The 9,026-nt window shown below is 63.4% G+C and carries 9 protein-coding genes; 5 read left to right on the forward strand and 4 right to left on the reverse strand.

All coding sequences use genetic code 11. The features are described 5' to 3' along the window. Positions 1 to 94 precede the first annotated feature (94 nt). From G1E_RS26155 to purM, 3 genes are read right to left on the reverse strand one after another with little or no spacing between them, the layout of a single operon-like run. Positions 95 to 805 (reverse strand): DUF3108 domain-containing protein, encoded by a 711-nt coding sequence (locus tag G1E_RS26155; RefSeq protein ID WP_029886606.1) that lies wholly within the window; start codon positions 803 to 805, stop codon positions 95 to 97. Positions 806 to 813: 8 nt separating this feature from the next. Then, entirely contained in the window at positions 814 to 1,467 is a 654-nt protein-coding gene (purN, locus tag G1E_RS26160; protein WP_009683952.1) for a phosphoribosylglycinamide formyltransferase, read from the reverse strand. Continuing rightward, positions 1,467 to 2,525, reverse strand: a complete 1,059-nt coding sequence (purM, locus tag G1E_RS26165) for a phosphoribosylformylglycinamidine cyclo-ligase (protein ID WP_009683953.1) — start codon at positions 2,523 to 2,525, stop codon at positions 1,467 to 1,469. The genes purN and purM overlap by 1 nt, the downstream gene beginning before the upstream one ends. A 321-nt stretch (positions 2,526 to 2,846) precedes the next feature. On the opposite strand from purM, the gene G1E_RS26170 reads away from it, so the two are divergent. The 5 genes from G1E_RS26170 to G1E_RS26190 all read left to right on the forward strand — a co-directional run bounded on the left by G1E_RS26170 (position 2,847) and on the right by G1E_RS26190 (position 7,333). Further along, positions 2,847 to 3,908: a DUF2066 domain-containing protein gene (locus G1E_RS26170; RefSeq protein WP_047150255.1), complete on the forward strand. Its 1,062-nt coding sequence runs from the start codon at positions 2,847 to 2,849 to the stop codon at positions 3,906 to 3,908. A gap of 12 nt (positions 3,909 to 3,920) precedes the next feature. Next, complete coding sequence (locus G1E_RS26175; protein WP_047150256.1) at positions 3,921 to 4,994, forward strand: AI-2E family transporter; 1,074 nt, start codon at positions 3,921 to 3,923, stop codon at positions 4,992 to 4,994. Between the two features lie 187 nt (positions 4,995 to 5,181). Continuing rightward, positions 5,182 to 5,889, forward strand: coding sequence for a DnaA regulatory inactivator Hda (gene hda / locus G1E_RS26180; RefSeq protein WP_009683956.1), 708 nt, complete (start codon positions 5,182 to 5,184; stop codon positions 5,887 to 5,889). 127 nt (positions 5,890 to 6,016) lie between these two features. Beyond that, positions 6,017 to 6,655, forward strand: a complete 639-nt coding sequence (locus tag G1E_RS26185; protein WP_009683957.1) for a C40 family peptidase — start codon at positions 6,017 to 6,019, stop codon at positions 6,653 to 6,655. 141 nt (positions 6,656 to 6,796) lie between these two features. Continuing rightward, entirely contained in the window at positions 6,797 to 7,333 is a 537-nt protein-coding gene (locus G1E_RS26190; RefSeq protein WP_033690602.1) for a C40 family peptidase, read from the forward strand. Positions 7,334 to 7,349: 16 nt separating this feature from the next. Here the strand turns inward: G1E_RS26190 and G1E_RS26195 are convergent, their stop codons facing one another. Beyond that, complete coding sequence (locus G1E_RS26195) at positions 7,350 to 8,669, reverse strand: sorbosone dehydrogenase family protein (RefSeq protein WP_047150257.1); 1,320 nt, start codon at positions 8,667 to 8,669, stop codon at positions 7,350 to 7,352. Between the last annotated feature and the right edge of the window lie 357 nt (positions 8,670 to 9,026).

Consider the following 9,026-nt stretch of genomic DNA (forward strand, 5'->3'; position numbering starts at 1 on the left):
GCCGGCGATAGGGCCAGTACGGGCCACCCAGACACCCAGGCACAAAAAAGCCCCGCACTAGGCGGGGCTATCGGATGTCACTGGCAACGCGGGATCAGTTACCCTTCACCGGCTTGCCATCGACCGTACCATCCTGCAGTACGATCACATACTCCTTGCCATCGGTCTCCACCTGGCGCAGTTGCACCAGCAGGTAGTCCCAGTTCTTGGCAAACCACAGCTCGGTGATGCGCTTGCTCTGGCTTGGGTCGCGCACGCGCTCGACCTTCACCGCATCGACCTGGCCGGTCTTGGTGGTGACTTTTTCAGTGCCCAGCACGCGGAAGTCGTAATTGTCGATCTCGTCGCCATCGACTACCTGGTAAGTCATGCTCTTCTTGCCTGCCGCCACGTCATGCTGCAAGGCCAGCTGGTAGGAAGACTTGTCCAGTACCCCGCGGTTGAGCGGCAGGGTAATGGCGTCGCCCCGGTCGCTACCGGTGATTTTCTTGGTGTTCCAGTCGAAGTTCAGGTCGACCTTCTTGGCCTTGCCCAGGCCACCACGCTCGAAGTGGTACTTCTGTGGCAGCAGGGTGTCGTTTTCCAGGCGCAGGGTGCTTTGCTCGGTCAGGCTGGCGATCATCATGGAAGCCTTGAAGTTAAGGTCCCAGGTACCGTTGGCATTTTTGACCAGGCTGCGCTCGGCGGTGCCGCTCATGGGCAGCTGCTTCCAGTCGGCGGTGTAGCTGGCCGAGAAGGGCTTCAGATCAGCTGCCTGGAGCGGCAGGGCGAGCACGGCAAGAGCCAAGAGCAGGGCACGACGCATAAGTTCTCCTAGGATCGAATCAAGTGACCGCTGGCCGCCAGCGGCTGGCCGTCCAGTAATGCACCCTGTTCAGCAAGGCGCAAGCGGCCTTCGGCAAACCAGCGCACTGCCAGCGGGTAGATCAGGTGTTCCTGCTGGTGAACCCGCTGGGCCAGGCTTTCGACGGTGTCGTCTGGCGCCACCGGGACTACTGCCTGTACGACCAGTGGGCCGCCATCGAGTTCCTCAGTCACGAAGTGTACGCTGCAGCCATGCTCGGCGTCGCCTGCCTCCAGCGCCCGGCGGTGGGTATGCAGCCCTTTGTACCTGGGCAGCAACGACGGGTGGATATTGAGCAGGCGGCCCTGATAGTGGCGCACGAAGCCGCCACTGAGGATGCGCATGAACCCGGCCAGCACCACCAGGTCCGGGGCAAAGCCGTCAATGCACGCCATCAGCGCTGCATCGAAGGCTTCACGGCCGTCGAACCGGGTGTGGTCGAGCACCGCGCTTTCAATGCCGGCGGCTGCGGCGCGTTGCAGGCCGAAGGCATCGGCGCGGTTGGAGACCACCGCACGAATGCGCACCGGGCTGTCCTGGCCTTGGCAACTGTCGATCATGGCTTGCAGGTTGCTGCCGGAACCCGACAGCAGTACCACTACATTGCAGGTCTTGCTCGGCATCAGTGTGCCTTGAGGTTCTGCAGCTCGACCTGGGCGGCGCCTTCGGCGGCTTCGGCGATGTGGCCGATGACCCATGGCTGTTCACCGGCGGCGCGCAGTTCGTTCAGGGCCGCTTCGACCTGGTCCTGGGCCACGCAGATGACCATGCCAACGCCGCAGTTCAATACGCGGTGCATTTCGTGCTCGTCGACGTTGCCTTTTTCCTGCAGGAAGTCGAACACCGCCGGGCGCTGCCAGCTGGCCACGTCTACCACGGCCTGGGCGTTTTTCGGCAGTACGCGCGGGATGTTGTCGAGCAGGCCGCCACCGGTGATGTGGGCCATGGCTTTGACTGCGCCGGTGTTCTTGATCAGCTGCAGCAGCGGCTTGACGTAGATGCGGGTCGGGGCCATCAGCAGGTCGGTCAGCGGGGTGCCGCCCAGCTGGGTGTTCTCGATGTCGGTGGCCGACACTTCGAGGATCTTGCGGATCAGCGAGTAGCCATTGGAGTGCGGGCCGGAGGACGGCAGGGCGATCAGTGCATCGCCGGTGGCAACCTTGGAACCGTCGATGATGTCGGCTTTTTCCACCACGCCCACGCAGAAACCGGCCAGGTCGTAGTCTTCGCCTTCGTACATGCCAGGCATTTCGGCTGTTTCACCACCGACCAGCGAGCAGCCGGCCAGTTCGCAACCGGCACCGATGCCGGTGACCACGGTGGCAGCCACGTCGACATTGAGCTTGCCGGTGGCGTAGTAGTCGAGGAAGAACAGCGGCTCGGCGCCGCACACCACCAGGTCGTTGACGCACATGGCGACCAGGTCCTGGCCGATGCTGTCATGCTTGTTCAGGTTCAGCGCCAGGCGCAGCTTGGTGCCGACGCCGTCGGTGCCGGAGACCAGCACCGGCTGCTTGTAGCCGGCCGGGATCTCGCAAAGGGCGCCGAAGCCGCCCAGGCCACCCATGACTTCAGGGCGTGCGGTGCGTTTTGCCACGCCCTTGATGCGTTCGACCAGTGCTTCGCCGGCGTCGATGTCTACACCGGCGTCCTTGTAGCTCAGGGAGGGTTGCTTGCTCATTGATCCAGGCCTTTAGGAGGGAGGGATTCTTAAAAACGACCATGGCGGCCAAGGCCGGCGGGTGAGCGACGGCTGCCTGAAACGTCAGTGGTCTGTGAAGGCGCGCGATTTTATCAGGGTTGCCGGGCAGCGGCCATCCTCAGGCCGACGGGCAGGCCGGTAAATTGCTGAAAAATGGCCCGGGGTGGTTGATGGGGTTGCATATGTATAAGCTGCAACCAGCGAGCCTCAGGCCGCAAGAAAATGCAGCGCCGCGCTGGCGCTGCATTAAGCTTGTAGCGTGAAGCTCACGGCTTGAAGCACGACTGGACGGAATCCTCGATGCGCTTGATCTCTATTCTGGCAGCCGGTTGCCTGGCCGTTGTGTCGGCCGCCGCCATGGCTGAAAACCTCTCCGACCTTTACCAGGTGCACGAACCGCTTGCGGGGCAGGGCGCCGAAGCGCGTACAGCCGCTACCGGCAAGGCCCTCGAAACCCTCATCCTGCGCCTGACCGGTGACCCCAAGGCGGTGCAAAGCCCAGGGTTGGCGGGCCTGCGCAAAGACCCGCAGCAAATCATCAACCAGGTCGGCACCGAGGCGGGCCCGCCGGAATCGGTTGTGGTCGAGTTCGACCCGGGCAGTACCGAACGCGCACTGCGCAAGGCCGGCCTGGCCTTGTGGGGGAGCAACCGGCCGTCGATCCTCAGCTGGTGGCTCAATGACAGTGTCGAAGGCAGCAGCCTGGTCGGTGATGGCCAGCCCAGTGCCCAGCCACTGCGGCGTGCCGCCCAGCACCGCGGTTTGCCGCTGCGCCTGCCGCTGGCCGACCTGCAGGAGCAATTGGTAGCCAATGCCAAGCAACTCGAAGGCAGCGACCCGGCGCCGCTGCGCGAGGCCGCCGAGCGTTACGGCGCCGACGCCATGCTGGCGGTGCATGCCCAGGAAGCCGATGGCAAGTGGCAAGGTAAATGGCAGCTGTGGCTGGGTGACCAGCGCGAGCAGGGCACCGCCGAGGGCGCCGACCAGGCCGCACTGGCTGATGCCGTGATGCTGGCGGTGGGCAACCGCCTTGCACCGCGTTATGTCACCCGGCCGGGGGCCAGCAGCCAGTTGCAGGTGCAGGTGCAGGGGATGAACCTGCAGCGCTACGCCGAGTTGGCTCGGGTGCTGGAACCCTATGGCCCACGCTTGCAGTTGGCTGACGGCACCACCCTGACCTACGGCGTGACCGGCAACCGTGAACAATTGCGTGCCCAGCTGGGCCTGGCCAAGTTGCAGGAGCTGCCGGTGGAACAAACCGCCGCAGTACCGGCCACGCCGGTGCCTACGGGTGGCCAGGCCCCGGCTACCGAGCCTCAACCTACACCCCCGCCGTTCGACGGCCTGCGTTTTCGTTGGTAAGGAGTACTGACATTGACTGACCTGCGTCGCTGGATCTGGCTGGGCGCCATACTGCTGGTTGTCGTGCTGCTCTATAGCTTGCACAACATTCTCACGCCCTTTCTGATCGGTATTCTGCTGGCCTACCTGGCCGACCCGCTGGTTGATTGGCTGGAGCGCCGCGGGCTGTCCCGGACCTGGGGTGTGGTGGTGGTGTTCGCGCTGTTCACCTTGCTGTTCATGGCGTTGTTGCTGGTGCTGGTGCCGATGCTGGCCAAGCAGCTGGTGCGCTTGTACGAGCTGGCGCCGCAGATGCTTGACTGGTTGCAGCACGTGGCCTTGCCGTGGGTGCAGCAGCGGCTTGGCCTGGCCGATGGTTTCTGGAAGTTCGACAAGATCAAGTCGGCTATCAGCGAGCACATGGGCCAGACCACCGACATTGTCGGGGTGGTGTTGTCGCAGGCGACCGCTTCGAGCCTGGCGCTGATCGCCTGGCTGGCCAACATGGTGATGATTCCGGTCGTGGGCTTCTACCTGCTGCGGGACTGGGACCTGATGATGGCCAAGCTGCGCAGCCTGTTGCCCCGCCAACAGGAACCCCAGATAGTCGGCCTGGCTGGCGAGTGCCATGAAGTACTGGGGGCCTTCGTTCGCGGGCAGCTGCTGGTGATGGTGGCGTTGGGCATCATCTATTCGGTGGGGCTGATGCTGGTGGGCCTGGAACTGGGCCTGCTGATCGGCATGCTCGCCGGCTTGGCGGCCATCGTGCCGTACATGGGTTTCATCATCGGCATCGGCGCGGCGCTGGTGGCCGGGCTGTTCCAGTTTGGCGGCGACCTGTACCCGATGCTGGGCATTGTCGCGGTGTTCGTCATCGGGCAGGCACTGGAAGGCATGGTGCTGACACCGTTGCTGGTGGGTGACCGCATCGGCTTGCACCCGGTGGCGGTGATCTTCGCCATCCTCGCGGGGGGCGAGCTGTTCGGTTTTACCGGGGTATTGCTGGCGCTGCCGGTGGCGGCGGTGATCATGGTGCTCCTGCGGCATGTGCATGATCTTTATAAAGAGTCGGACATGTATGCCGGCGACGTCGACCCAGAGCTGTAACCCCGGCCACCGCGTCGCGGCTTCATGAGGGGCGCTCCTGTCGTGGCGCAGTGTCGGGCGTTGCAGCGCAACCTGTTGATTTTGCTTGCGCTATCGGTTGCCGCGATTGTGCGCCCCGCGTTGCGGGTATAGACTTTGCAGATTGTTCACCTAAGGCCCCCTGCGGTCTCATCGACTGCCCGCGAGCATGAAACCACCGATCCAGTTGCCCCTGGGTGTGCGCCTGCGCGATGACGCCACCTTCATCAACTACTATCCGGGCGCCAATGCTGCGGCATTGGGCTACGTCGAGCGGTTGTGCGAAGCCGACGCCGGCTGGACCGAAAGCCTTATCTACCTGTGGGGCAAACAGGGTGTCGGCCGCAGCCACCTGCTGCAGGCCGCCACGCACCGTTTCCAGCAGCGCGGTGAGCCCGCGGTCTACCTGCCACTGGCGCAACTGCTCGAGCGTGGCGTAGGGCTGCTCGACTACCTGGCGCAGTATGAACTGGTCTGCATAGACGATCTGCATGTGATCGCCGGCAAGCCAGACTGGGAAGAGGCCATGTTCCACCTGTTCAACCGCCTGCGTGACAGCGGCCGACGGCTGTTGCTGGCCGCCTCGGCATCACCGCGCGAACTGCCGGTGAAATTGCCGGACCTGAAGTCGCGGCTGACCCTGGCCCTGGTGTTCCAGATGCGTGGCCTGTCCGATGAAGACAAGCTGCGTGCGCTACAACTGCGTGCCTCGCGTCGCGGCCTGCACCTCACCGACGAAGTCGGGCATTTCATCCTTACCCGCGGTGCACGCAGCATGAGTGCGCTGTTCGACCTGCTCGAGCGCCTCGACCAGGCATCGCTGCAGGCCCAACGCAAGCTCACCATCCCTTTCCTCAAGGAAACCCTCGGCTGGTAACCCCCTGAAATCCTTGGGCCAGAGCAGCAAAACGAAAAAGTCACATCTTTTTCGATAAAATTTGCAAATGGCCATGATAGAGGGCATAGTTTCCCCCTTCTAAAGGATTACAGACACGGTCGTGCCCATGCTGAAGCGCTTTGCACCCCTCGTGCCACTCGCACTCGTGACCCTGCTTTTTGGCTGCGCGGCCCAAGGCCCGGTTTCCCAGCCCCAGGATCACACCCCTGTCGCCGCTCAGGCGGCAGTTAAAACCCAAGCCTCGCCTTCGTCGGTATTCGGCGAACCGGAAGAGCTGGCCACCGAAGATGACCTGGCGTCGTTCTCCAGCAGCAAGCCTTACCAGCTGCCGGTTCTGGCCGACAGCATCCTGGAACGCGGCATGTCGTTGATCGGCACCCGTTATCGCTTCGGCGGTACCTCGGAAAAGTCCGGCTTCGACTGCAGTGGATTCATCGGTTATCTGTTCCGCGAAGAGGCGGGCATGACCCTGCCGCGCTCCACGCGTGAAATGATCAACGTCGATGCCCCGAAAGTGGCGCGCAACAAACTCAAGCCAGGTGACCTGCTGTTCTTCAGCACCAATGGCCGCGGTCGCGTCAGCCATGCCGGCATCTACCTGGGTGACAACCAGTTCATCCACTCCAGCAGCCGCCGCAGCGGTGGCGTGCGCATCGACAGCCTCGGTGACCGCTACTGGAGCAAGACCTTCATTGAAGCCAAGCGCGCCTTGGCCATGGCGCCGACCAACATCGCGCGCAACTGATGGCAAAATGCTGTACCCTGCCACGGCGGCGGTGCTTTTGAAAAAAAGCTCGCCGCCGTGCGCATTTACAGAAAGCGTCTAATCTAATTTCTCAACTCTTTTCAGCTGCAGCGCAGCGGTCTCAGACAGGAAGTTATGGCCATGGCAACGATGGCGCGCTTCGCATTCCTCTCCTTGGCAACCTTGCTGGCTGCCTGTTCCAGCCGTGCCCCTGCGCCGGCCCCCGTGATAAAGCCCCAGGTCACCTCCTATAGCCAGGCCAGCCCCTCGCCGGTTGCCGATGACGTGTTGATTCGCGCCATTGGTCTGGTGGGCACGCCCTACCGCTGGGGTGGCAATACGCCGGATTCCGGCTTCGATTGCAGCGGCCTGATCAAGTACGTTTACCGGGATGCCGCCGGCATCAGCCTGCCGCGCTCGACGCGGGAGATGATCGTCATGCGGGCGCCCACCGTAAACCTCAACGCGTTGCAGTCCGGTGACCTGGTGTTCTTCGCTACCAGTGGCGGCTCGCAAGTCAGCCATGCAGGTATCTACGTAGGTGATGGGCGCTTCGTGCATGCCCCTTCCACGGGTGGCACCGTGCGCCTGGACTACCTGTCCAACAGCTACTGGGCCAAAGCCTACCTGCAGGCCAAGCGGGTGATTCCACAAGGGCACCTGGCGCAGAACCCCTGATAGCAGGGGATCGGGGCTACGGCGCAGTGGCGGCTGCCTTGCTCACCCGCCAGACCACGTTGCCCACATCGTCTGCCACCAGCACCGCTCCGCGTCCATCGTTGATGACACCGACCGGGCGCCCCTTGGCCTGGCCCTGTTCATCCAGGAAGCCGCTCAGCAGGTCCACCGGGCTGCCTGCAGGTTTGCCTGCGCGGTCGAACGGCACGAAAATGACCTTGTAGCCACTGTGAGGCTTGCGGTTCCAAGAGCCATGTTGCCCGACGAACGCGCCGCGCTGGAATGGCGCAGGCAGCGCACCCGGTTCGGCGAACGCCAGCCCCAGCGAGGCGGTGTGCGGCCCCACGGCATAATCGGGGACCAGCGCCTGGGCTACCTTTTGCGGCGCGGGCGGTTGCACACGGCTGTCCACATGCTGGCCGTAGTAGCTGTAGGGCCAGCCATAAAAGCCGCCGTCCTTCACGGAGGTGATGTAATCGGGCACCAGGTCGCTGCCGATTTCGTCGCGTTCGTTGACGGCAGTCCACAGGCTGCCGCTGTTCGGCTCCCAGGCCAGGCCGTTGGGGTTGCGCAGCCCGGTGGCGAACAACCGGTGCTGGCCGTTGGCCGGGTTCACTTCCCAGATCGCAGCCCGCCCTTGTTCCTTGTCCATTCCGTTCTCGGCGACATTGCTGTTTGAACCGACTGTCACGTAAAGGTGTTTGCCATCGGGGCTGGCGATCACGTTCTTGGTCCAGTGGTGGTTCAGCGGGCCGCCGGGTAGCGCAGTCACCACCTGGCCTTTGTCGGTGATGTGTGTTGCGCCGCTTTGGTAATGAAAACGCAGCAGCTTGTCGGTGTCGGCGACGTAGAGGTCATCGCCTATCAAGGCCATGCCGAACGGTGAGTTCAGCCCCTCGATGAACGGCACCTGGGTTTCTGCCGAACCATCGTGATCGGCATCGCGCAGTAAGGTGATGCGGTTGGCGCTGGGTACGCCAGCACCTGCACGCGCCATGACCTTTTTCATGGCCCAGCCGCGCAGGCCCTTGGCGTCTTCTGGCTTGGGTGGGGCATTGGTCTCGGCCACGAGAACGTCGCCGTTTGGCAGCAGGTATAGCCAGCGGGGGTGGTCGAGGCCGCTGGCGAACGCGTTCACCTGAAGGCCGGGGGCTGCCGTGGGTTTTGCATGTTCCGGCCAGCCTACTGCTGGGGCGATGTTCACGGTGGGCAGGGGCGTGCGTACGGGGGCGGGTAGCTGGGGGGATGGGCCGGTGCCGTCGTTTACACTCAGCAGGGCGGTGTCGCCGCAGGCGGTCAGGCTGGTGGCCAGCAGCCATGGTATGAGGTGTTTCATGGGCGGCGTTCTCCGCAGCGGGCTCATGAGGGTGAGAGGTCGGCCGGGCTTGCAGGGTTCCCGATGGTTTATCGCGGCCTCTGCTACGCGGACGAATACCTATGCGCCGCCTACGCGAACGAATACCTATGCGGTGTAAACGCCCACATTGTTGCAGAGCTTGAAATCTTGAGCGCTGGTTTTGATAGCGCGATAACTCCAGCTGCGATAGCGACGCATAGTCACCTTTTCGCCCTTACGGCGAGTCACTTTTTGTCAAACGCGACAAAAAGTAACCAAAAAACGCTGCGCTCCCGTCATCCGGCCCCTGCGCTGCGCTCCGGGGTTCCCTCGCTACGGGCATGCTCCCGGGAGTAC

This window comes from Pseudomonas sp. TJI-51, assembly GCF_000190455.2.
Classification (GTDB): domain Bacteria; phylum Pseudomonadota; class Gammaproteobacteria; order Pseudomonadales; family Pseudomonadaceae; genus Aquipseudomonas; species Aquipseudomonas juntendi.

Bases quoted from the DNA above. Each gene is read 5' to 3' on its own strand.
- G1E_RS26155 (WP_029886606.1), bottom strand. From the start codon at position 805: ATGCGTCGTGCCCTGCTCTTGGCTCTTGCCGTGCTCGCCCTGCCGCTC.
- purN (WP_009683952.1), bottom strand. From the start codon at position 1,467: ATGCCGAGCAAGACCTGCAATGTAGTGGTACTGCTGTCGGGTTCCGGC.
- purM (WP_009683953.1), bottom strand. From the start codon at position 2,525: ATGAGCAAGCAACCCTCCCTGAGCTACAAGGACGCCGGTGTAGACATC.
- G1E_RS26170 (WP_047150255.1), top strand. From the start codon at position 2,847: ATGCGCTTGATCTCTATTCTGGCAGCCGGTTGCCTGGCCGTTGTGTCG.
- hda (WP_009683956.1), top strand. From the start codon at position 5,182: ATGAAACCACCGATCCAGTTGCCCCTGGGTGTGCGCCTGCGCGATGAC.
- G1E_RS26185 (WP_009683957.1), top strand. From the start codon at position 6,017: ATGCTGAAGCGCTTTGCACCCCTCGTGCCACTCGCACTCGTGACCCTG.
- G1E_RS26190 (WP_033690602.1), top strand. From the start codon at position 6,797: ATGGCAACGATGGCGCGCTTCGCATTCCTCTCCTTGGCAACCTTGCTG.
- G1E_RS26195 (WP_047150257.1), bottom strand. From the start codon at position 8,669: ATGAAACACCTCATACCATGGCTGCTGGCCACCAGCCTGACCGCCTGC.